The 24,279-nt window shown below is 41.4% G+C and carries 21 protein-coding genes; 15 read left to right on the top strand and 6 right to left on the bottom strand.

Annotation, left to right across the window (positions count from 1 at the left end; genetic code table 11):
* Positions 1-197: 197 nt before the first annotated feature.
* The 5 genes from HWQ39_RS31005 (at position 198) to HWQ39_RS30985 (ending at position 4,457) form a co-directional block, all read left to right on the top strand.
* A complete protein-coding gene (locus HWQ39_RS31005; protein ID WP_292853795.1) occupies positions 198-1,313 on the top strand; it encodes a response regulator in 1,116 nt (371 codons plus the stop codon).
* The gene (locus tag HWQ39_RS31000; protein WP_366932314.1) at positions 1,268-1,540 is read left to right on the top strand and encodes a PAS domain-containing protein; all 273 of its coding nucleotides are present in this window, start codon (positions 1,268-1,270) and stop codon (positions 1,538-1,540) included. Before HWQ39_RS31005 ends, HWQ39_RS31000 begins: the two co-directional genes overlap by 46 nt.
* 32 nt (positions 1,541-1,572) lie before the next feature.
* A complete protein-coding gene (locus HWQ39_RS30995) occupies positions 1,573-2,544 on the top strand; it encodes a HAMP domain-containing sensor histidine kinase (RefSeq protein WP_292853793.1) in 972 nt (323 codons plus the stop codon).
* 140 nt (positions 2,545-2,684) lie between these two features.
* Positions 2,685-3,044, top strand: a complete 360-nt coding sequence (locus tag HWQ39_RS30990; protein ID WP_292853792.1) for a VOC family protein — start codon at positions 2,685-2,687, stop codon at positions 3,042-3,044.
* A 105-nt stretch (positions 3,045-3,149) separates the two neighbouring features.
* Entirely contained in the window at positions 3,150-4,457 is a 1,308-nt protein-coding gene (locus tag HWQ39_RS30985) for a recombinase family protein (protein ID WP_292853791.1), read from the top strand.
* A gap of 205 nt (positions 4,458-4,662) precedes the next feature.
* Here HWQ39_RS30985 and HWQ39_RS30980 read toward each other — a convergent pair whose 3' ends face one another.
* Entirely contained in the window at positions 4,663-5,823 is a 1,161-nt protein-coding gene (locus HWQ39_RS30980; protein WP_292853790.1) for a hypothetical protein, read from the bottom strand.
* Between the two features lie 663 nt (positions 5,824-6,486).
* On the opposite strand from HWQ39_RS30980, the gene HWQ39_RS30975 reads away from it, so the two are divergent.
* Positions 6,487-8,106, top strand: a complete 1,620-nt coding sequence (locus HWQ39_RS30975) for a glycosyltransferase family 39 protein (RefSeq protein ID WP_292853789.1) — start codon at positions 6,487-6,489, stop codon at positions 8,104-8,106.
* Between the two features lie 294 nt (positions 8,107-8,400).
* Here the strand turns inward: HWQ39_RS30975 and HWQ39_RS30970 are convergent, their stop codons facing one another.
* Positions 8,401-11,151, bottom strand: a complete 2,751-nt coding sequence (locus HWQ39_RS30970; RefSeq protein ID WP_292853788.1) for an HAD-IC family P-type ATPase — start codon at positions 11,149-11,151, stop codon at positions 8,401-8,403.
* Between the two features lie 90 nt (positions 11,152-11,241).
* Positions 11,242-11,784 (bottom strand): hypothetical protein, encoded by a 543-nt coding sequence (locus HWQ39_RS30965; protein ID WP_292853787.1) that lies wholly within the window; start codon positions 11,782-11,784, stop codon positions 11,242-11,244.
* Positions 11,785-12,075: 291 nt separating this feature from the next.
* Here HWQ39_RS30965 and HWQ39_RS30960 point away from each other — a divergent pair, with 291 nt between their 5' ends.
* From HWQ39_RS30960 to HWQ39_RS30950, 3 genes are all read left to right on the top strand, one after another.
* Positions 12,076-12,501 carry a universal stress protein gene (locus tag HWQ39_RS30960; protein WP_292853786.1) on the top strand — a complete coding sequence of 142 codons (426 nt, stop codon included), beginning with the start codon at positions 12,076-12,078 and terminating at the stop codon, positions 12,499-12,501.
* Between the two features lie 301 nt (positions 12,502-12,802).
* Positions 12,803-13,288 (top strand): SRPBCC domain-containing protein, encoded by a 486-nt coding sequence (locus HWQ39_RS30955; protein ID WP_292853785.1) that lies wholly within the window; start codon positions 12,803-12,805, stop codon positions 13,286-13,288.
* 166 nt (positions 13,289-13,454) lie between these two features.
* Positions 13,455-15,281, top strand: coding sequence for a reverse transcriptase domain-containing protein (locus tag HWQ39_RS30950; RefSeq protein ID WP_292853784.1), 1,827 nt, complete (start codon positions 13,455-13,457; stop codon positions 15,279-15,281).
* A 108-nt stretch (positions 15,282-15,389) separates the two neighbouring features.
* Here HWQ39_RS30950 and HWQ39_RS30945 read toward each other — a convergent pair whose 3' ends face one another.
* Positions 15,390-15,776: a hypothetical protein gene (locus tag HWQ39_RS30945; protein ID WP_292853783.1), complete on the bottom strand. Its 387-nt coding sequence runs from the start codon at positions 15,774-15,776 to the stop codon at positions 15,390-15,392.
* 140 nt (positions 15,777-15,916) lie between these two features.
* Between HWQ39_RS30945 and rppA the strand changes: the two genes are divergently transcribed.
* Both rppA and HWQ39_RS30935 read left to right on the top strand, forming a co-directional pair.
* On the top strand, positions 15,917-16,597 hold the full coding sequence (gene rppA / locus HWQ39_RS30940; protein WP_292853782.1) for a two-component system response regulator RppA: 681 nt from the start codon (positions 15,917-15,919) through the stop codon (positions 16,595-16,597).
* 107 nt (positions 16,598-16,704) lie between these two features.
* Complete coding sequence (locus tag HWQ39_RS30935; RefSeq protein WP_292853781.1) at positions 16,705-17,985, top strand: HAMP domain-containing sensor histidine kinase; 1,281 nt, start codon at positions 16,705-16,707, stop codon at positions 17,983-17,985.
* Positions 17,986-18,200: 215 nt separating this feature from the next.
* Here the strand turns inward: HWQ39_RS30935 and HWQ39_RS30930 are convergent, their stop codons facing one another.
* Positions 18,201-18,587: a hypothetical protein gene (locus tag HWQ39_RS30930; protein WP_292853780.1), complete on the bottom strand. Its 387-nt coding sequence runs from the start codon at positions 18,585-18,587 to the stop codon at positions 18,201-18,203.
* A 465-nt stretch (positions 18,588-19,052) separates the two neighbouring features.
* Here HWQ39_RS30930 and HWQ39_RS30925 point away from each other — a divergent pair, with 465 nt between their 5' ends.
* Positions 19,053-20,957, top strand: a complete 1,905-nt coding sequence (locus HWQ39_RS30925) for a chloride channel protein (protein WP_292853779.1) — start codon at positions 19,053-19,055, stop codon at positions 20,955-20,957.
* A 147-nt stretch (positions 20,958-21,104) separates the two neighbouring features.
* Here HWQ39_RS30925 and HWQ39_RS30920 read toward each other — a convergent pair whose 3' ends face one another.
* A complete protein-coding gene (locus HWQ39_RS30920) occupies positions 21,105-21,518 on the bottom strand; it encodes an AbrB family transcriptional regulator (protein ID WP_292853778.1) in 414 nt (137 codons plus the stop codon).
* Between the two features lie 462 nt (positions 21,519-21,980).
* Between HWQ39_RS30920 and HWQ39_RS30915 the strand changes: the two genes are divergently transcribed.
* The 3 genes from HWQ39_RS30915 to pyrR all read left to right on the top strand — a co-directional run bounded on the left by HWQ39_RS30915 (position 21,981) and on the right by pyrR (position 24,121).
* Positions 21,981-22,421 carry an Rrf2 family transcriptional regulator gene (locus tag HWQ39_RS30915; protein WP_292853777.1) on the top strand — a complete coding sequence of 147 codons (441 nt, stop codon included), beginning with the start codon at positions 21,981-21,983 and terminating at the stop codon, positions 22,419-22,421.
* A gap of 56 nt (positions 22,422-22,477) precedes the next feature.
* Positions 22,478-23,449 (top strand): adenosylcobinamide-phosphate synthase CbiB, encoded by a 972-nt coding sequence (gene cbiB, locus HWQ39_RS30910; RefSeq protein ID WP_292853776.1) that lies wholly within the window; start codon positions 22,478-22,480, stop codon positions 23,447-23,449.
* A gap of 135 nt (positions 23,450-23,584) precedes the next feature.
* Complete coding sequence (gene pyrR, locus HWQ39_RS30905) at positions 23,585-24,121, top strand: bifunctional pyr operon transcriptional regulator/uracil phosphoribosyltransferase PyrR (protein WP_179068866.1); 537 nt, start codon at positions 23,585-23,587, stop codon at positions 24,119-24,121.
* The last annotated feature ends 158 nt before the right edge of the window (positions 24,122-24,279 follow it).

Below are 24,279 nucleotides of genomic sequence, written 5' to 3'. Positions count from 1 at the left end.
GAAACTGGTTTGCAAACTGCTGCTACTGTACCTCATAAACCTGCAATCTGCTGTAATTATTCTCCTCTGCTCACCAATACCGCAGCTGGATTAGGAGGCCAACATAGATGACAACTATATTTTTTGTGGAAGACTCTGCTGAAGACAGAGTTGTATATCGACGCTTCCTGGAGCGGGATGAGTAGTACAGCTACGATATTTACGAATTTGAGTCTGGCGAGAAGGCACTACAAGGCTGTCAAGAGAAAATACCGGATGTAATTCTATTAGACTACCGATTGCCAGATATAGATGGGTTGGAATTTCTCAATCAGCTACAACGGCAAACCCAAGGTAGCCAGACATCTGTGATCATGTTAACTGGGCAGGGAGACGAAACGATCGCAGTCCAAGCGATCAAAAATGGGGCGCAAGATTATCTAGTCAAGGGAAAATTGACCCCTGATAATTTACGTCGAGCGGTTCATGGGGCGATCGAGCAGATGCAGCTAATGCGGCAGCTAAAACAACAACAGGAACAACAAAAGTTAGTAGGAACGATCGCTCTTGATATTCGCCAATCCTTAAATCTTCAAGATATCCTCGCCACGAGTGTTCAAAAAGTCCGCCAGTTACTAAGTGCTGATCGGGTACTGATATATCAATTTACGCCTCAGATGCAGGGTAGCGTCGTTGCGGAGTCAGTATTACCCCAATGGACACCAATTTTAGGGCTTGAGATTGAAGATACCTGTTTTCAGGAAAATCAGGGAGGAGAATATTGCCGGGGAAAAATTTGGGCAGCGACGAACGTCTACGAAGCGGGTTTAAGTGATTGCCATATTAATCTTTTGGAACGGTTTCAGGTGAAGGCGAATTTAGTTGCCCCCATTTTGTTAGAGAACAAGGAAAGTCCAGCAATTGAACTTTGGGGTCTATTTATCGTGCATCAATGTTCTGCACCGCGACAATGGCAGACATTTGAGGTGGAACTGCTCAACCAATTGACAGTGCAACTAGCGATCGCCATTCAACAAGCCGAACTTTACCACAACCTCCAAACCCTCAATACTGAGTTAGAAGCCAAAGTACAGGAACGCACTGCTAAATTGCACCAAAGTGAAGAAAAACTCCGACAAAGTGAAGCACTGCTAGCCACTACTCAACAAATCGCCCATGTAGGCACAGAGGATGTTGAGCAAATTGAACAGGCTGTATTAAATGCACTGGCACAACAGACTAATTTTCAAGGTGAATATCGAGTGATTTATCCTAATGGCAGTGTTCACTGGCTCACAGGGAAAGGGCATGGTGTTTACTGGGTGATGGAGTAATTGTAGTCGATACTGAATTAGATGTTAAGTACATTAATCCTATAGCTGAAGCCCTGACAGGGTGGCGATGGAATGAAGCTAAGGACAAAATGTTAACTGAAGTTATCCAACTCATTGACGAAAAAACCCAGCTTTCGGTAGAAAGTCCAATTCTTGCAGCCCTCGAACAAGAAACTATTATCCATCTAGCTAGTACCGTGCGGCGTAAATACACGTACCATTTTTAAGCTTAGGTGCAGTCAAATTTTCGTGGCTTTTAATGGTTTGCTTATTTCCGCCAAGCTGTACTAGTGGCGTTTTACTCGTTGCCAAAGACGGAACAGTTACACCTGTAACTGACAGCGCTACTCCGCTGAAAAATAACAGTAGTGTAATTACAGGAGCCGTATTGGTTTTTCGGAATGATACGCAACGACGACTAACCGAAGAGCGCAATCTTGCTGCTGAACGTGCTAGACAACTAGAAATTCAAGTGGCAGAACTTCAACGGCTGAACCAGTTGAAAGAAGATTTTTTGGCAACTACCTTTCATGAAATGCGAACACCCTTGTCAAACATCAAAATGACAATCTCCGTGCTAGAAAATATTCTGGAAGGGCTGGGTGTTTTACATTTAAAAGCACTTTCTCCATCTGAATCTGTAGCCCGCTACTTAGCTATCCTGCGCGATCAGTGCGAACGAGAGCTAGATTTGGTAGACAATTTATTGCACATGCGAATGATTCATGTAAATGTCTATCCATTAGAATTAACTTCAATTCAACTCCAAAACTGGCTGCCTCACGTTGCCGAATATTTTCAAGAACGTGCCCAAGCTAGGCAACAGTCTTTTCAAGTAAATGTTTCCCCAAATTTACCACCTTTAGTTTCAGACTTGGCTAGCCTGACCGAAATTGTCTCAGAGTTACTCAACAATGCTTGTAAATACACTCCGTCTGATGGACAGATTACGGTAGATGTTCAGGTAATTGACACCGCAAAAAGTCTCATCAATGAGGATACTGAATCTGGTATATTAGACGATCTTCAAGTTCCTTACTTTCAAATTACAATTAGCAATTCTGGGGCGATCATCCCCAAACAAGAACAATCTCGGATCTTTGAGGCGTTTTACCGGATTCCTCAAAGCGATCGCTGGCAACAAAGCGGCACAGGATTAGGTTTAGCATTAGTGAAGAAGTTAGTTGAATATCTCCAAGGTACGATTAAAGTTACCAGTTCTCAGGGCTGAACAAGGTTTACAGTTCAACTGCCATTAAGTTTGTAATTGCATTAGTCATTTGTCATTGGTTATTTCCCCTCTGTCCCTACTCCCTAAAAGAATGCAAACTAAGTCAAAATCTAAATAAACGCGATCGCATCTTACCGACAATGCAGATTAACCAAAGTCTCCATACAGCAATTCTTGTGACTGACTTAGAACGCTCCGAGCAATTTTATGGCAAAGTATTGGGATTATCTAAAATAGATCGTTCCCTAAACTACCCTGGTGCATGGTATCAAGTCGGCGACTACCAAATTCACCTGATAGTTGCAACTGTTGTCCCCACAGAAAATCCAAACGAAAAATGGGGGCGCAATCCCCACATTGCTTTCTCCGTTGCTGATTTAAACACCGCCAAACAGGAATTACTCAATCATAATTATCCCATTCAAGCCAGCGCCTCCGGTCGCCCTGCCCTGTTCACTCAAGATCCCGACGGGAATATTATCGAGTTGAGTCAGCAGTGAGGGGGACTAGGGAGATCAAGAGAATAACCTATCCAATGCCCAATGAGTAATGAGTAATGAGTAATGAGTAATGAGTAATGAGTAATAACCAATGCCCCATAAATAATGAAAATCATTGCCTACTCTTACACCGATCCGCTATTAGAATCTTCTCCTGATCAAGGCGATTGGGGATGGGAGATCGATCGGGTTTATGAAGATTTGGGCAAGCCAGACTCTTCTGAGCGATCGCAATTACAACAATTATTCACCGATTGCGAAACTGAACCAGGAGATTATCTCCTGATCCGTCGGTTGGAAGAATTGGGGGATACTGTAGAAGAAATTAGCGATCGCTTAAATCAACTCGAAGTTATGGGAATAGCTGTAATCGCCACCGAACAGCCCTACACTTCCGAAAATTACCCTCTGGGCGCTGATTTGCTGAATCTGCTACACGCAATCCAACGTCAGCAACGTAGCCGTCGCATCCGCCAAGGACACGCTCGTAATCGTCTTGAGGTTGCACCACCACCCGGCAAAGTTCCCTACGGCTATCGCAGAGGTAAGGGAAAATACACCATTGACCGCAGCACTTCACCAGTAGTTAAAGATTTTTTTGAACACTTTTTACTCTATGGTTCTCTGCGGGGTTCAGTTCGTTATCTGGCGAAAAAATACGGCAAGAAAATCTCTGTCACCACCGGAAGACGCTGGCTAACTAATCCAGTCTATCGCGGCAATACAGCTTACCAAAATGGTGAAATTATCTCCAATACCCATATTGCGATCGTTTCTAAAGAAGAAGCTGCCCAAGTTGATCGACTTTTACGCCGTAACAGCCGTTTACCATCTCGAACTGCTAGTGCGCCTCGTTCTTTAGCTGGGTTGGTTGTCTGTGGTGAATGTCAGTCACATCTGACAATTACCCGTGTCACCCAACGCAACCAAGATAAAGAGTATCTTTATTTACGTTCTACTAGCTGCCCTCTAACCCCTAAGTGTAAGGCTATTCCTTACCAAGAGGTGTTGGAACATACAATTGAAACAGTTTGCCGTGATTTACCTCTAGCAGTAGCAGGGATGAATTTTCCTCAATTGGATGCAGTCAAGAATAGTTTAGGACAAGCGATCGCTCGTCAACAAGAAATACTCGCTCAGTTACCCGCTTTAATTGAAACTGGAATTTTAGATGCCGAAACAGCAAAGTTAAGGGCTTACAAACTCCGCACAGAAATATCTGCACTCGAAGCAAAGTTGGCGACTCTCCCCCCGGTTAACTTGCGTTCTGTTGCTCAAGCTGTTTCAATACCACAATTTTGGTTAGATTTGTCGGAAACAGAGCGACGATTTTACTTTCGAGAATTCATCAGGCAAATTGAGATTATTTTTCAAAATAAAGAATTAAAACTCCAAGTTATTTTTATTTTTTAAGCTAAGACCTGGCGAATTATATATTGCCTTGCAATACGGTTCGGTTAGTATATTTGGCTCTCGGAGATCCCCCCAACCCCCCTTTTTTAAGGGGGGCTTTTCCTCCTATTTACCCCCTTTTTAAGGGGGTCGCCGTAGGCGGGGGGATCTTAACCAAACCGTATTGTATTGCCTTGGCTATAAGTTGACACACTGTAATAAAACACTATTTCTGAGACGGTTGATCCTTCGTATAAGCAGTAGGTTTAGGCCCTGCATTGCGCACATTAATAACTTTATTAAGGATATCAAACCAAAAAGGCGCACCCATTGCAATAGCTAAACCACTGATTATCCAACCGCAAATTAATCTAAAAACTTGCCAACTTCTGATTAATAAAACGTTTCCACTCTTCTGCTCAAACTGTTGATTTATATTTTGCCATCCAATGGGTATAGAAGCATTCCTTAATAAGATTTCAATTTCCTTCCTACCCTCTAAATCTTTAATATAATCGATTCGTTCACTTGCACTTTGAACAATTGTAGAACGGATAACCGAATCCTGCGACAGCCTACTAACGAGGTGAAATGTATCAGTATTAGTTAATACAGCAATTGATATTCCAATTAAAATAGCAACTCCTTTGGCATTGCGCTTATAAACACCACTGGCTCGATCCATAGAGCGATCAAACCATGTTTCAACTTCATTTTTAAACTGATTCATTTCTTCTGCCAGATCGTCAATTTTTATTCTGCTGCGTTGAGTGATCGCAGCAAGACTCTTGATTAAATTATCAGGTACATCATCAGATAAGTCTTCATTAACAAAATTTTTAAAATCTTCGTCAATATCTCCATAAACTTTTTTAATTATTTTGTAACTTTCACTTTCTGGATTGTTAATACCCTGTTTAAGTTGTTTGTAAGATGCTAATACAATATGCAAATTATTTTTAGATTCTTCATTATGATTTTTCGCATAATTAATTAACTGGGGAATTTTTAAGGTATCTAGTAAAGTAATTGTAAATATTTCAGAAGGAAGATAGGAAGGGCCACTTTGTTTTTCTTTTAGTGCTTTTTTGTCAATATTTTTAGCATTTCCCCGCAACTGTTCTACTTTTCTCTTAGCCTGTTGATTCAAGGTATTAATCAAAGGATCGTTATAAAGAATCTCTACTAAATTTCTTGCCTTAGTAAAATCTGATTCTTCAGTTTCGCTACCACCTGCTAAAAGTAATTCAATTGAATTTTTTAAATGTTTAGCTCTCCATTGTAAAAATGTGGCAATCAATTCCTGTATTTCAGAAGCTAGTAAGCTTAAAATCAAGTAAATAAAAACTAAACCTAGAGTAATGTCAATAACTACAGGCAAGTTCATGGATAGGCTCCCATAATTTTCTAGATGCTTGTTTTTGTAATTTAAGTACTTTCAGCGAATTGTATAACATAGATGTTAAAATTAAATATTCGCTTAATTAAATTTAAAATACTAAAATATTTGCTTATGCTTAATCTGATAGGCATACTCGAATTTTTGAATATTCATAAATCTGTGTTTTAGTAATTATATAAATTTTAAATTAGTCACGACCAAAAACTCGTGCATCTGAGCCTCTCAATGTTCAGATATCAAATAAGATTGGGATTAATGCTTATATCTTATTCTGAACATTATTATCCCATCAGGGCGTTATTGAAGCTTGTAACAATTATTTCTTGTTTCACAATTTAACCAAATTATAACTAAGTAGACAAAAATTAAATTCAGGGTAAAATTAAAAATAGAATACAAGTTTATTTACTGACTACTAAACAGGTTACAAATAATTTGTTGCCTGTATTATTTTTATCATTTATCCGCAGAATGTTATTTAAATAACTAAGATAAATTTTTCAAAAAATAGGGCTATTTATAAAAATTTGAGTTAATCTTGGAAACTAGCAATTGTTAAGAACATACGTTGTTACTGGGTACAACATTGGAGATTCGCTAGATGTCTCTATGTAATCAAACCAGCAAGTAAAATGATTACCAGAGAATATGCAAGAAGGAAGCTTTATTTGGAGTCATCTGGAAAAACAGCATCGCACGGTTGGCAAATGGATTGATTGGGTATGGCTAATAGTGTTGCTGTTGGCAGCAGTATTACTGTTTAGCATCAATCTAGGAGGATTGCCGTTGCGAGATTGGGATGAAGGTACTGTGGCTCAGGTTGCTCGTGAAATTTGGCACGCACCAGCAGGTTCAATGCGTTGGCTTTATCCAACGCTAGGAGGCGAACCATATCATAACAAGCCGCCTTTGATGCACTTGTTAATTGCTTGGGCTTATTCTATAGGAGGTGAAAATGAGTGGACAACGCGTCTACCTGGAGCAATTTTAACAGCGACATCTGTACCTTTACTGTATTGCATTGCTCGAGAAATATTTCGTCAGCGTTGGGCAGCGATTTATAGCGCTTTGATATACCTAACAATGCTACCCGTGGTGCGTCATGGGCGGTTAGCAATGTTAGATGGAGCAATGGTAAGTTTTTTGATGGTGATGATGTTGTGCGTGTTGCGATCGCGCCGGGATTTACGTTATTGTCTTGGTGTTGGTGTTAGTTTCGGGTTGATTTGCCTGACTCAAGGATTACTAGGCGTATTGTTAGGTGCGATCGCACTTGTATTTCTGTTTTGGGATACGCCACGACTGCTTACCTGTTACTATCTTTGGATCGCAATCTTAATTGGCATTTTACCTGTAGCTGGTTGGTATAGTGCCCAACTAATTCATTATGGTTACACTTTCGCCCAAGTTGGCCTTGCAAACCCATCACTAGGCCGAGTTGGCTCATTTGTCGAAGCAAATCCAGAACCACCTTGGTACTATGTGATTGAGCTTCTTAAGTATACATGGCCGTGGTTATTATTCTTACCACAAACTATCCGCTTAACCTGGGAAAATCGCAACCTGAGTTGGGCAAAACTAGTAATGGCGTGGAGTGGTGTTTATCTGTTGGTAATTTCTTTCATGATTACCAAAGTTCCCTGGTATCTATTCCCCATTTACCCTAGTTTAGCCTTAGCTTTTGGTATCCAGTTATCAGATACAGAAAACTCGCCTTTACTCTCATCTTATCCCCGTGCTTGGGTTGCTGGTTTGGCAATACTTGCTGTAGTCGCTTCTGCTGGTAGCATTTATTTTAGTTCGGGTACAACACCCACAACAGACTTACAACTGATTTTTGCCGCAGTAGCCGTGACTATGACTTTAGCAGCTATTTTGGCAGAACGAGGCGACGGGCAATTTCTGAAAATTTTGTTCTGGGGAAGTTATGTTTCACTACTACTGTTAATGAAATCTAACTATTGGGTTTGGGAATTATCTGAAGCCTATCCAGTGAAACCAGTCGCCGCGATGATTGTGCGAGCAAATCCAGCTACGAAGAAAATTTACACATCTTTTGCTTACCATCGTCCCTCGTTGGATTACTATAGCGATCGCACTATCATTCCCGCTTCTGTTGGTGAACTGGAATATTATTGGCACTATAACGGACAACCCTACTTTCTACTTCATACATCTGCTTTCAATAATCTTGACCTAGAGTCGATGAAACTAATTGACCAAGCTGAAGGTTGGAAGTTAGTTACAAAAGATACTGATAGGTTGTAGATGTCGTGCATTGGGCGAGATGCAGGGGGCAGAGTGGAAAGAGTTAGGACTTACGCATTGACAGAAAAGCGAAAATAACAGGTATACTTTTCAACGCTTCTGGCTAGGTTTTTCAATCATATTTTGGCGATCGCCAGCAATCAAAAGCGCCCTTCAAAAGCCTAAAACGACCTATTTACGTTAATACACAAGATGCTTTTTTTACAGTGCGTAAGTCCTAAGAGTTTTCCTCTGCTCCCTTATCTCTCTCATCTCCTTCATCTAGCCAGGATACGGATACCATCGGCTGAACCATCAGTTGAGCGGATCGAAACGCTGCAAGATGAGAGCTATGAACACTACTGGCAAACCTACACCCATACAAATGACAGCTTGGATAAATGTTAAAGGTGTAGTGTCAAACACTTGATTCATCATGCTCCACTGACTGAACACACATTGTAAAATCACCACAACCACAATTCCGATCGCAGGTGCATAGGCTACGGGTGTGCGTTTACCTTGGATTCTCACGACTAGAGATGGTAAAAACTGGCTAATGCTTAACAGGTAAAAGACTTCTGCCGCCACCAGCCCATTAATTGCCATCGTGCGCGCCAATGGTTCATTGCCTGTAGTTTGAAGTATCCATTGAAACATCCCAAAAATTACCAGCCAATTGAAGACGGAAATCGCGATGATGCGCTGGAGTAATCCACCCGATAAAAGTCTTTCTCTGGGGTTGCGCGGTGGTTGTTGCATCACCTGTCCAGATTTTGGCTCAAAGGCAAGGGGAGCAATCAACGCTATTGAACTCACCATGTTTAACCAAAGAATTTGGATTGGTAAGATGGGAAGCACGGTGGCCAGGAGAATGGCAATCAAAATCGTCATGGATTCGCCAACGTTAATCGGCAGCAAGAAGGCGATCGCTTTTCGTAAGTTGCGATAAACCCCGCGTCCTTCCTCCACAGCAGCTTCTATTGAAGCGAAGTTATCGTCAGTTAGCAGCATATCCGCCGATTCTTTGGCAACTTCTGCCCCAGCTATGCCCATCGCTACACCAATATCTGCTTGTTTGAGAGCCGGAGCATCGTTGACACCATCTCCAGTCATGGCAACAATTTCACCCTGAGACTGCAACGCTTTCACCAGATGCAATTTTTGTTCTGGGGCAACTCGCGCAAATACCATACCTTGTTCAGCTGCTTGAGCAAATTCTTTTTCATCCATCTCAACTAATTGCCGTCCGGTGAAAACTTGTGCTTTAGTCGAGCAAATTCCCATTTGACGGGCGATCGCAGCTGCTGTTAGTGCGTGGTCGCCTGTAATCATTTTTACCTGAATTCCGGCAAATTGACAGGCTTTTACTGCGGCGATCGCTTCCTCACGAGGCGGATCGATTATGCCTTGAAGTCCCAGGAACACCAGTCCTCGATCGATATCATTGCGATCGAAGGATCGCTTAGTGGCAACTTCTTTGCTGGCAAAAGCTAGCACTCGTAACCCTTGGTTTGCCATATTAGCAACTTCCTGTTCCACTGCGGCAGGATTGAGCGCAACCTGTTGTCCTTGAGCATCGAGCAGGCGATCGCATCGTTGGAGAATTGCCTCTACAGAACCTTTGAGATAAATCACATTCAGCGATCGCTTTACATTCAATTCATGCAAAGTCGCCATGTATTGGAATTGAGACTCAAAGGGAATGGTGTCTATTCTAGGTAATTCTTGCTCTAGATTCGCTTGCGTCAATCCCACTTTATTGGCAGCCGTAATCAATGCTCCCTCAGTTGGGGTTCCTACTAAGTCCCACTGTCCATCTCCCCATTCGATATGAGAATCATTGCAGAGCAATCCTGCTTCCAGGGATTCCCAAAGGGCAATATGTCCATCTGCATTGAAATCAACAGGCTGTCCATTCATCAGGATTTCACCATCTGGGGCATAACCAATACCGCTAACGGTGTAATGTTGTCCACCTGCATAAATCTTTTGAACCGTCATCTGATTCTCAGTTAAAGTCCCAGTTTTGTCAGAGCAGATAATGGTGGTACTTCCCAAGGTTTCCACAGCAGGTAGCTTGCGAATAATCGCCTTGCGTCGTGCCATCCGGGAAACTCCGATCGCTAAAGTGACGGTAACAATTGCAGGTAATCCTTCGGGAATCGCGCTGACTATCAGAGCCACACTCGCTTTGAAAACATCAATCCAAGATTCGCCTTGTCCTAATCCGACTGCAAATGTCAGAGCAGCCAAAGCTAAAATGACATACAACAAGCTTTTGCTAAACTTGTCAATATTTCGTGTTAGCGGTGTTTTCAGATTTGTGCTGCTTTCAATTAACTGGGAGATGCGACCGGTTTCAGTGGCATTTGCGATCGCTACTACAATCCCTTCTGCCTGTCCAAAACTAACGAAACTTCCGGCATACACCATATTGCTGCGTTCCGCTAACGGTGTTTCGACAGCCAGCGATGCTGTTGCTTTCTCCACCGGAACGGATTCGCCTGTTAAGGCAGACTCATCAACTTGCAACCCACGCACACTTAATAACCGCAGATCGGCAGGTACTTTATCCCCAGATGCCAGCAATACCAAATCACCCAGAACAAGTTCAGTCGAAGCCAGACGGGTTTTTTGACCATTGCGAATCAAAGTGGCTTCGGTAGTGATGGCTTTGGATAAAGCAGCGATCGCACCTTCTGCTTTCGCTTCTTGAATGTAGCCAATGATGACGTTAATTAGGGTGACACCAAAAATTACTCCCGCATCTAGCCAATCTCGCAGCAGCAGCGTCACCACTCCCGCCGTCAGCAAAATATATAGTAGTGGTTGATTAAATTGCTCTAAAAATCGTAGCCAAGAACTTTTTCCACTTTTACCAGTCAGTTGATTTGCACCCATCTGCTGGTGTCGTTTGGTAGCTTCTTTATGGCTCAAACCTGCTTCAGGATGGCTGGCTAAGGTTTGCACAACCTTTTGTTCGCCCAGAGTATGCCATTCATAGTTGAGTAAATCTTCTGTTGTTTCAGAAAAAATATTTGTAGCGATCGTATTTGCTGTCATTTCCGTCTCCAAAAAATAATTAGTAATTAACAGATTTAATCTGGATTTATCTGTTTGAATCTGTACCTTTCTTTTTTCAAATTGGTGTTATTACGAGAAGTTTTTGCTAAGTTCATAAATATGCCATTCCCGCACACCCCAATAATTGAGAATCGATTCCGCTTGCCAGATTTCATCTGCTGTTCCCTCTACCGTCACCAAAAATTTTTCTTGGCAGGTGGTTGGCTCACAGAGTCTAGCTTGCCTTTCGGGAGCAAACCAACCTTGAAATGCACCATAAACACTGCCAAAAATAGCACTCGCTCCACCCGCCAACAGTGTACTCACCACAGATTCAACCGCTAATACCGGGCCAAAACCGGGGATAATTAATACGCCAAGTCCAGCTGTTAGTGCCAGGAAGCCCCCGGTTGTTCCTCCTGTGATTGCGCCTGCTTTAGCACCTTCGATAGGAGTTATGGGATGTTTACCCGCATTAATATCCTCATGCAAATTTTCGTCTCCAGAGTCTAAAGAGAACACAGAAATTTTCTGCATGGGAAAGTCAATTGCTCTGAGTTCATCAAGCACCTGTGTTGCAGCCTGACGGGTAGAAATGATGCCGATTGCATTTTTAACTGGACTGAAATTCATCACAACATCTCCTATAAAAATTAGTAAGTTTAAAACGAAGCTTTATTAATCTCCAAATAGTAAAAAACTATAGTTTTCTAGTGTGAGCATGAACCGTATTAGGTAGCGGATTCGTTTTAAACCTCAGTTGGGTTAGTTTCGTTTCTCTGCTTCTTTTCCAGGATTACTGATGAATGTGAACGAAAAGTGAATAAACCTTTTATCTTACTTAATTTCACTTTTAAATCACATTTATCCCTTAAGCTAAAAGACAACAAATGTGAATGAAGTAATTGATTATTGGAGCTAGATATGAGCTTTAAGAAGATTTTGGTGGCAGTCGATGATTCACCTGCTACTGCAACAGTGTTTGTAAAAGCGCTGGAGTTAGCCCAAAGAGATGCTGCTCAGTTAATGATTGGTCACAGCATTGAGCTAGCAACTTCTAGTCAACTCACTGTGAACTTAGCAGATCTGGAAATAGAAACACAACAGGCACAAAGTTTACTCCAGTTGTACTATCAGAAAGCGAAAATACTAGGCATTATGGCAGAATCCAGTTATCAAACAGGAGATCCTGGGACTAACATCTGTGATTTAGCCCAGAGTTGGGGAGCAGATTTGATTGTGCTTGGTCGTAGAGGACTTAAAGGATTTGCCGAACTTTTAGCAGGAAGTGTGAGCAATCACGTAGTTCATCACGCTCCATGTTCCGTCCTGGTTGTTCAAGGTCAGTAGTTCCTACATAACTGTCTACCAACCGCCAGAATATTGCTGTTCAAACGTGAGTTTTCTACGAATAGTATTCATTATGTTTTACAAAAAACAATCTAGTTTCCTCGTAGTCCACCAAAGAAACTTTGCATGGTTTATTTTATGGTAGGAAAATCAAGTTATTTTCTCCCCCTGCTCCCCCTGCTTTATCTGCCTACCTTCACTCGTAATTTTTGGGGGACTCGATTACTAGGACTAGAATACATCGGGTTATTTTTAGCAGGAACAACCGTTTTAATTATGGTTTTTCTATCAACTCATATCCATGAAAATCTACACTGAAATTGAAATTCAGGCATCCGATGAGCAAGTCTGGAACCTACTCACTGATTTTGCCAGTTTTCCACATTGGAATCTGTTTATTCGTCAAATTAATGGCTCGCTGAGTGAAGGGGCACAGCTAACCGTTCACTTTCAGCCTCCGGGTAGAGATATTATGATCTTTCGACCGACTGTGATTACGGTAGAACCTAATCGCAAACTGCGCTGGTTAGGGCATTTTTTGATACCAGGATTATTTGACGGTGAACACAGCTTTATCATTGAACCGTTAGCAAGCAATGTCTACGACGGGCTATGCCAACGCGTCCGCTTCATTCAGCAAGAATCTTTCCAGGGCTTACTAGTACCTTTGCTGGCGGCTCGTCGATTAAATATCGACGTTCGTCAAGGCTTTGAAGCCATGAACCAAACATTGAAAACTAAGGCAGAACGCATTAATCAAACTACGACTAATCAATTTTCAAAGTAATTTTATTGTTATTTTTAGTATTTGTGCTAAATTTAACAAGGTTGGATATTCGCAAAAACTATTGATTTCCGCTGTTGATCCTGCGGCGGCATATTCTTAAAGGCCAACGTATGTGCCTTGAATTACCTTCCTTATGTTGCTTCCAGCCTAGCGCTTGAGCAGTAAGTTGGAATATATTGCGACTATCCAACCTTCCTATGTAACTTTGATGAGCATGGGTACTATTAATTTAAGTCTAACAGAAGAAGAATTAAAAGAAGGCTTTTCTCAACTAAAAACACGTAAAAACATCGCTAGTTTGTTGGAAATTAGTGATTATCAGTTGAGATATCATTTATACATTTATCCTCGTGACAAGGCGTACACAACATTTCAAATACCGAAGAAAACGGGGGAATACAGAACTATTTCTGTTCCGCATACATGCTTAAAAATTATTCAGCGAAAGCTAAATCAAGTTTTTAAGTGTGTATATCAACCTAAACCTTCAACTCAGGGTTTTGTTACTGGTAAGAGTATCGTGACAAATGCTAAACAACATCTTCGACAGCGTTATGTTCTAAATATAGATATTAAAGATTTTTTCTCTTCAATCAATTTTGGTAGAGTTCGCGGTCTTTTGATGGCATCTCCATATAATTGCACAGAGGAAATTGCGACAGTATTAGCTCAAATATGTTGTCATGAAAATAAGCTACCGCAGGGTGCTCCGACATCGCCAATTGTCTCAAATATGATTTCAGCTAGGTTGGATTCCCAGCTACAACGTCTTGCAAAAAAGTATCACTGTATTTATACAAGGTATGCTGATGACATCACATTTTCAACTTCTAGACCAAAATTTCCTGGACATTTAGCTTGGTTTTCAGAAGAAGCAGAAAAGTTAATTATAAGTGATGACCTCAAAAAAACAATTGAGGATAATGGTTTTATTGTTAATGAATCTAAATCGAGATTATACAGTAAATATAGACATCAAGAAGTTACTGGCATAACAGTTAATAAAAAACTTAATGTAAAACGCAAATACATTCGTCAAATTCGTGCAATGCTTCATGCTTGGGAAAAATATGGGCTTGATAATGCTCAAGCTGAATTTTGGAAGCAATTGGATAATAAATCTTCATATCAAAAAAAACAAAAATCATTTCAATATATTATTAAAAGTAAGATTGAGTTTGTTGGCACAGTTAGAGGTAAAGACGACCAAATATACTTAAATTTTTTAAGATGGTTGAAACGACTTGCCCCTGAATTAGTGAGTGATGAAAAACTGAATGTTTATAATTTATTGGAAAATAAAAATAAATCTTCTATCAAAGCTACTATATGGACTGAAGGTAAAACTGATATCAAACATCTCAATTCTGCTCTAAAATGGTTAGAAGATAAAGGTAAAAAATTTGACTTTGAAATTGATTTTAAAGACGATTTAGATCCACAAAAACAAGGTAGCAGCCAACTGCTGGAAATGTGCAAACAATTATGTAAGACAAAACACCAGCAACCTATGATTGCAATTTTTGATAGGGACGAACCTAATATAACCAAACAGGTAGATGATGATACTTTAGGATTTAAGGATTGGACAAATAGAATGTACTCGTTTGCATTACCAATTCCTCAACATCGTCGTGATAATAAAGAAATATGTATTGAACACTACTATCAAGATAATGAAATCCAGAGACAAGATATTAATGGACGAAGATTGTTTCTAAGCAACGAATTTCATGGCGAAAGTGGTAGACATCTTAATGATGATTTTACCTGTATAGATAGAAATAAATTTAAATCTAAGGAATTAAAAATTATAGATCAAGATGTGTTTGATAAAAACAATGAAAAAGTAGCACTAAGTAAAAACGACTTTGCTGATAATATATTCAAGAAAAAAGAAAAATTTGATGATTTTGATTTTGGGGCTTTTGAAGAAGTATTTCTAATTATAGAAAAGATTGTTAAATCTTATGCAGAAGAATTACAAGAATAAAATTAGAAGCAGGATTAGTTACAGAAAGCCTGTTTGTTGGGAGTTTTACGGTTGTTGACATACGGGCTTTGTTACTTTTTTATTTCCTAGCCTCAAATACCGTCAATGTTATTCCACAACCTCATAGCGCACTAACTTCCTAACATCCTCACGAGGTAGACCTAGTTCTTGGGCAATTGTCGCTTCTATTTGGCTGAATTCTATTGTTGGAAGTTCTAATTCCAGTCGCTTCAAGATGGGGTCTGCTGTTTCCACTTCTACCTGGGTAATTCTTTTAGTTCGGTTGACGGCGGCGTTAATGAGCAACACATTGACTGATACCCGTGCTTCAAGTTGAGTATCTGACTGAAGTTTTTTTTCGGTGGAGTAGGGTCGCTTTAACTCTTGAGCAGCTAGGAAATTACAGCCAAGCCAAAACACAACCGCTACCAGTGGTAGAGGCAACCAAAACTCTAATCCTAGCCCTTGCAGCCAACGTTTACTAATACGCCACACACTACACCTGCTTCTAATTTTGCTAGATCACAGTTCATGTATATCCTAATGGGGTAGACAATCCTCTGAAATCTGACTGATGAAAGACGTTGAGATTGCTTCAATGGATTATTCTAAACAAGCACAAGTGTATAAAAGCGATGAAAATCTTACTGGTAGAGGATGATCCAAAGCAATTAATGCCGCTGCAAATGGTTCTCTCTCAGGCGGGACACAGCGTCGATGGTGTCAAGGATGGTGAAACCGCTCAATGGCTTTTGGCTGAAAAAGAATATGACCTACTGATTTTGGATTGGATGTTACCTCGGATTAGTGGAGTGAGTTTGTGTCAACAGTATCGGGCGGCGGGAAAAACATCTCCCGTATTAATGATTACGGCAAAAGATACCACACCCGATAAAGTCATAGGATTAGATGCCGGAGCTGATGATTACCTGGTCAAACCAATTGATATTATAGAGTTCATGGCACGGGTGCGGGCATTGAGGAGGCGATCGCCCCTCTGGCAAGGAGACACCCTCTGCTTGGCAGACCTGCAACTTCATCTCGATAGACTAATTTTGGAGCGACAAGGAGCGATCGTATCCCTTTCCAGCCAAGAATTTCAGTTGCTAGAGTACTTCATGCGTCATCCTAAGCAAGTCCTGACTCGCAACCAGATTGAGCAAGCTGTATGGGAGTGGGGTAGTGAGCCAGAAAGCAATGCAATCACCGTTCTAGTTCGTAAACTTCGCCAACGTTTGCAAACATTAGCAGCAGCCGATTGGATTGAAACTGTCTACGGCATGGGCTATCGCCTCAACCCTCCAGAACCATCGTAAAAGGGACTGGGGACTGGGGGATGAGGGGGACAAGGAAGATAATGCTCCCTCCCTCATCTCCCCCTGCTCCCTGCCCCCTGCCCCTGTTCCCTGCCATAGCATAAGTTGTGTTTAACCGCAGTCGTCGTAACTTAGCTCGTTGGTTTACCCTTTCAATGGGGTGCATTCTGATTCTCTTTGCTGGAGTCATTTATAATCTTGAAGTAAAAGACAAGCTCAAAGCATTAGATCAACTGCTTTATAAAAGAGCAGAGCTAATGGCAGCCAGTTCGCAGTATCGGCTAGATCAAGGGCAAAAACAAGTCGATCTGAGCAATATACCGCTATTGGGTAGTGGTTCTCACCCTGCTGATATTGAACTGGTCTATGTTCGCTGGTATGACCCCAATGGCAAAATCAATCGTTTTTTTGGTACTCCACCTCCAGAAGAGTTAGGAATAGCATCTGAGTTTCTCACGATTAAGTTCGTTGACCAGTTTACAGGTGAGACGCTTTGGCTTCGTCAAGTCACGCTACCTGTTCAAGGAGGAAATTCGGTCATCGGTTATCTGCAAGTTGCTATCCCACTGACAGAAACTCAAAACGAACTCAGAGAATTTCAGTTAATGTTGACGCTGGCTGTGCCTGTAGCACTGGGGTTAATTGGACTTACAGGTTGGGTACTCAGTGGCATAGCCATGCAGCCTGTTCAGCTAGCCTATAATCAACTGCAACGCTTTACAGCAGATGCTTCTCATGAGTTGCGATCGCCCCTTTCTGCAATTTTGACCAATGCCCAAGTTGGGTTACTAATGGCAGCAGACCATCCCCAAATCCATCCCTCTGTGCAGAACATCATCGATAGCGCTAAGTCGATGAGTACCTTGGTCAATAACCTACTGCTGTTGGCTCGGCATCAGGGAAAATTAACTCCCGAATCTCTCAAAAAGGTTAATCTCAATAGCTTGCTAGAGAATTTAGTTATTTATTACAATACTGTTGCTGCAAAAGCGTCGATCGAATTGGTCAGCCATTTACCAGAACAACCTATTAAGTTGTGGGCTGACCCCGATTTGTTGCGCCTAGCTGTGGAAAACTTGCTCAACAACGCCTGGAATTACACTCCGTCTGGTGGAACTGTCTGGTTACGTTTAGAATCTCACCCAGATCGGGCAGTAATTCAGGTTATTGATACGGGAATTGGAATTCCAGAGACAGATTTACCTTACATTTTCGATCGCTTTTACCGAGTTGATACAGAACGTGCCAGAGAAAGCGGCGGATTTGGGTTGGGATTAGCGATCGCTCAACAAATTGTCCAGGCTCATGGTGGTCATATTCATGTGATGAGCAATGAGGGTAAAGGCTCGACGTTCCAGATAAAATTACCGCTCATGAGCCATTCCTAAATCACCTTTAAAAGATGATTCATAATGAAAATCTCAAGCAAACGACCCGCTAACAGAGAAAACACGAGCTTCTCTTTCTTTTTCAGCAACCCCTAAGTAGACATAATATAAAACCGTGTCTTATTTGGGGCGAACAAGACACGGTTTTATCGGAGTATTTAGTTATAATATTACAAAAATCAAAGTAGAATTTGATTTATACCAAATTAATCCATTTACTGAGATTTGTTTCCTGGTTCATTAACTTTCTCTGTTGTGGGAAGTATTTGGCGATCGTAACTTGTCCTTTCTTGGGTGAGAGCGATCGCACCAAAGAAAATCGCACTTCCTACAGCTAGTGCCACCATCGGGCGTTTAAGCAGGACAAAATCTCTGATAATCCTCGCTAAAGGTCGGCTTTGCCGACGTAGCGCCGAAGAAATCATCATTTGTCTCCAAGTAAACGGATCGCGGACATAATGACCACTTTGGCAAACTACTAATCGTTCTTGGCAATAGGGGCAGCAAAACAAGCCCATGCGGGTTTTAATTGGTTTGGGCGTAGCATTTCTTTGGCAAATTGGGCAAGTAACATAATGATTATCAAAAGTGTGTATATTCATTTACCTCGTCCGCCTAGTCCATTTACTCGCTCTATAACAATAGCTATACTGACTTGGGATCAATATATGGTCTGAAATCAGGCATAAACCATACATATATTCTATTACTACCAACGATGGCTCAATGGTCGCAACACGAGTATAGCTAGATTTAGGCAAGTATGACTCCTAGTTTATGACTCCTAGTTAATGTTTACAGGTGAGTCCACCCAACCGACACTATTCTTTCTTGTCTCTAGAAAGAATAGTGTTGGCGTTGCCCAAACTGAGCATCGCTGACCCTCAAATAATAATTGTCTCCCATTTAACCATTCTCATCACAAAAATTTTGCACAATGACATTTTTAGCTAAAGCTTTGTAAATCAAGCAAATCAAGCCTACTTGTCCGGTTGCTAAATAATGGCTCACAATGAGAAGTAACAGATAAAAATTTAAATTTTTTCTTACATTTACCCCGCCTCTCAATGACTCTCTTGCCTGCCACTCAACTGAGGAAGGTAACGGAACAACCTGCCTTTCCTACACCTTCCACTCCTTTAGCTCACCTAATTAATCGTTTTCAACCATCTCCAGAAACCGTTGTGCTATTTTTAGCCGTGCTGATTGGCGGTGGTACTGGTATGGGTGTAGTTACCTTTCACTATTTAATTCAGCTGATTCACCAGCTGATGCTAGAAAATTTAATGGGTCAAATTGGCGTCTGGGGTTCTTGGACTCTAGCCTGCGTTCCCACCCTTGGCGGATTAATTGTTGGCTTGATGCGTTGGCGCACTCAAGACTTTGGCCCTGGACTTTCATCTCTAATTGCCGCCTCTCAAGGAACGGAGATTAGGCGACCACTACGACCAGTTACAAAAATGCTGGCTGCATCTGTTTCTTTGGGGAGTGGCGCTTCTTTGGGGCCAGAGGGGCCAAGTGTAGAAATTGGGGCCAATTTTGGGATGTTGTTCTCTGTGATTCTCAAAGTATCTGAAGAACGACAGCGTTTGCTATTAGGTGCTGGTGCGGCGGCTGGACTTGCAGCAGGATTTAATGCTCCCATCGCCGGAGTATTTTTTGCCTTAGAGGTGGTGATGGGAGCTACTTCTTTTGCTACTTCTGCTGTCAGTGTGGTGCTACTAGCGGCGGTGGTAGCAGCATTGATTGCCCAAATCGGTTTGGGGACACAACCTGCTTTTGATTTACCTGTTTATCAAGTTCGCAGCCCCTTAGAATTACCCCTTTACCTTGGCTTGGGTTTAGGGGCTAGCCTAGTTTCTCTGGCTTATACTCAATCAATTCGGGGAGCAAAAGCCTGCTTTGCTGGGAAGGTTCCAGGTTTTGCTTTTTTGGGACGAATTCCTGAGCCGATTCATCCAATTATTGGCGGTGTAATCATTGGCGTAGTTGCTTTGAAATTCCCGCAAATTCTGGGTGTCGGTTATGAAACTGTAGAAGCAATGCTTCAAGATGTAGAGTTTCCACTCTATCTGTTGGTAGTGCTGTTGGTGGTGAAGCTACTGATGACTGCAATTAGTACAGGTAGTGGTTTCATCGGCGGTTTGTTTGCACCAGCAATGTTTTTAGGTGCTTCTTTTGGATCGGCTTACGCCAATATTTTGGCTGTGGCATTCCCGGCAATTTGCGATCAAATGGCGGCTCCCCCAGCTTACGCAATGGTGGGAATGGCAGCAGTGTTAGCCGCTAGTGTGAGAGCGCCGTTAACGGCTATTTTAATGCTATTTGAATTAACCCGTGACTATCGCATCGTTTTACCATTGATGGCAGCTGTGGGCTTGAGTGTTTGGCTAGTGGAAAGGATGAAACCAACTTTTAACTCTAACTCTAACTTACAGCAAATTGGTCTTTCGGAATTGAAAGATGAACAAGCAGAAATTGTGCAGCAAATTTTGGTAGAAGATGCCATGTACCCCTGTCCAAAAAAGTTATCTGCAACTCTTGGGGTGTTAGATGCAGCTGTGGAAATGACACGCGATCGCGTCCGCAGTGCTTTAGTAATTGATGAAGCAGAGCAATTAGTTGGTATACTCTCTCTAGAAGATATTAACCGTGCCCTCGATCTTTGGCAAACATACCCAAATTCGCTAACTGAAATTCCAGATAATTTATCCAGCCAAACCCTCATAGACATTTGTACTACTGAAATTCTCTATGCTTGGCAAGATGAATTATTATCTGAAGCTTTAGACCGAATGAGTCTTCGAGGTTTGCATCAATTACCAGTGATAGCACGAGACAAACCCGATCTCATTTTGGGTTTACTAGAAAAAGAGCAAATTGCATTAACCTGCAATTTAGCAGTAACGCGCAAGGCACTTCGCCACTATTTACCAGTCTTACCTACCACAGATATAGTTATTAGTCATTAGTTATTAGTCATTAGTCATTAGTCATTAGTCATTGGTCATTGGTCATTATTTTTCACAAAGGACAAGTGGCCTTGACTAATGACTGTTTATAGTCATTGTTTTTCACAAATGACAAATGACAACGGAGTATTGACTAATGACCGTTTATTAAGCCGTGGCTTCTATGGCTTCATCATTTTCCCGATCTTCTGGATCTACCTGTCTTAGGCGAATGTGCTTTTTGCCTAAAGTGATCAGAAATTCATCTCCTGGTTTAAGATTCATCTGTTTTGTATAAGCTGAACCTATAAGTAAGTTACCATTCGATTGCACACTAATTCTATAGCTAGCACTACGTCCACCACGCCCATTAGCGCTGGGTGTACTGTCTAACTGAATGCCTTCAGCATCAATTAGGGCATTTAAGAACTTCATCATATTGACGCGCTCTATACCGTTTTTGGTAACGGTATAGTAGCCGCACTTCTTCGCTTTATCTTCCTTGCTCTCGTTTTCTAGCTCTTTGACTTTTTTGAGCAGTTCTTCACCGAGTAGGGGTTCAATTTTTTTCAGTTTAGGCATCAACTTAGGTCGAAAATGAATGTTTGAAGTGTTTGAATCGATTTTATTTTAGCTGAGGTTGAGCTAATAGGAACATAATCCTTTAGTTTTTTATCTCAACCTAGCCAAGTATATTACACTCAGATGCACAATTGTTATGCTATTACCAAATATTGCCAAGACAATCTATTTTAGAGAATGCTGCCAATAGTGATAACTATATATATAGTTTGAGTTTGTGAATTCCTGCTAGACTATATAAGTTTTAAGTTTTTTAAACTAACGCTCAAAAGGTTGTCTAGTTGCTGAGGATGATAACTGAGTCATAGAATGATAAGCAAAACTGATCCTTAGTCATTAATCATTGGTCATTCGTAACTTTTACTGAGCGTTGCCGTTGATGTAGCTTCTCATAGAGAAGTATTAGTCATTGCTCAATGATTATTGATTATTTACAAAGGATAAACAACAAAGCTTACCAAAATGAAACTAACTACCAGAGGACACTATAGTGTGAAGGCGTTGCTAGATTTAAGTTTACAGCCAAGATATGGCCCTGCATCTGTCAGAGCGATCGCCAAACGCCAAGATATCCCAGCTCCTTATCTTGAAAAACTACTAATAGAAATGCGTCGTGCATCTTTAGTCAAATCAATTCGTGGTAGCATTGGCGGATACCAATTGGCAAGAGAGCCTGCACAAATATCTATAGGACAAATTTTAGAAGCAGTTGGTGAGACTAGCCATTTACCCCATCACACCCCAGCACCTACACAAGCTGAAGATTGGGTAACATTTAGCCTTTGGCAGAGACTCAACCAAAAGCTCAAAGAAGCTTTGTACAGTATTACTCTGGCAGACCTTTATTACGATGCTCGTAGTTGGCAAGCTTCCCTTGGAGAAGAGGCTAGTTTTGTGGTTTAGTCAAGAGTCAGTAGCCAAATATTGACCCTTGACTTTTAACCCAAGACTTGTAACTTATGACTAATAATATCTATATCTTAATAATTGCTGCATTTTTAGATTACTTAATTGGCGATCCTTGGGATTGGCCTCATCCAGTGCAAGTTATGGGGTGGGTAATTTCTCGCCTGAGCAAATTTTCTCTCCAATTGTGTCAAAATTCTCTAACACAACGTCTAGCTGGAATTGTACTAGGTATTATCTTGATAATTGGTAGCGGGCTTGTTGGCTTTTTGATAATTAAAATTGCCCGATTGGTTCATCCACTGCTGGGAATTGCAGTAAATAGCATTCTTTTGGCTAGTTGTTTTGCTGGCAAAAGTTTACAAGCAGCAGCGGAGGCTGTTTTACAACCTTTAACAACAGGAGATTTGGAGAAGGCTCGGAAGATTTTAAGTAATTATGTTGGTCGAGATACACAAAACCTTTCACAAGCAGAAATTTCGCGAGCCGTTTTAGAAACGGTTGCAGAAAATGCCACTGATGGGGTCATGGCTCCGCTTTTTTATGCAATTGTTGGTGTCTTTATACCAGTTGTCGGGCCAACTCCCTTGGCTTTGGCATACAAAGCTAGCAGTACCCTTGATTCAATGGTAGGCTACCGAGAAGCACCCTATACTTATTTGGGATGGTTCTGTGCGCGGTTTGAAGATTGTTTAACTTGGCTACCTTGTCGGTTAACAGTTGTAACTCTGGCACTGTTATCGGGTAAACCGATGTACCTTTGGCGAATTTGTCGTCGGGATGCAGTTAACGATCCTAGTCCCAATTCTGGCTGGAGTGAATGCGCCTATGCTGCTTTTTTGGGTGTGCAGATGGGGGGTACAAATTGGTATCGTGGGGTAGCTAAGTACAAACCACTGCTAGGAGATGCTATTTATCCCATTACTACAACTTCTATTCAGAATGCTTTACAGCTAACTCGATATTGTTTTTTGCTATGGTTGGGGATAGCGATCGCTATATTTTTAATGCTCCCAAATCGGTAATGATAAATATAGGGAATAGGGTATTAAGCAATTATATTGAGCCTTGCTGTTACCGCAGCCTCTCATAGAGAAGTATTAGTTATTCCTCAATCCCCAGTCCCCAGTCCCCAATCCCCATATCTTCAGTCTGTAGCTATGTCTGCCAAAGTAGTTGAAATTCTCTCATCTGAAGAAATCCGTCGTACTTTAACTCGACTGGCCTCTCAAATTATCGAAAGGACGCGTGATTTGTCTCAACTGGTGCTTATTGGTATTTATACCAGAGGTGTGTTATTAGCTGAATTGCTGGCGCGTCAAATTGAGACACTGGAAGGTGTAGCCGTGTCAGTTGGCGCTTTGGATATTACATTTTATCGAGATGATCTCGACAAAATTGGATTGCGGACTCCAACGAAAAGCGAAATTCCCTTTGACCTTACAGGCAAAACAGTTGTACTCGTAGATGATGTGATTTTCAAAGGACGGACAATTCGTGCTGCTTTGAACGCAGTTAACGATTACGGTAGACCAGAGGTGATTCGTTTAGCTGTATTAGTAGATAGGGGTCATCGAGAATTACCAATTCATCCAGATTTTATTGGCAAGAAGTTGCCTACTGCTAAAGAAGAAATTGTCAAAGTTTACTTACAAAATTTCGATGGACGAGATGCAGTCGAGTTGATTAGTCATTAGGCATTAGGGGTTGGGAGGCGAAACTATAGCGCTTATGGTTTGGGTTTCGAGTTTTCTGCTCAAAAACTTAGCTGCGATCGCTACACTCATACTAGGGCGTGTAATCAATTAGGTAAAGTGGAATAAGAACAGGTGAAGAAAGATAAATAACAGGAAAA

The sequence above is a fragment of the Nostoc sp. NMS8 genome (assembly GCF_017115045.1).
In the GTDB taxonomy this organism is placed as follows: Bacteria; Cyanobacteriota; Cyanobacteriia; order Cyanobacteriales; family Nostocaceae; genus Nostoc.
This window is presented reverse-complemented; position numbering and strand designations above follow the sequence as displayed.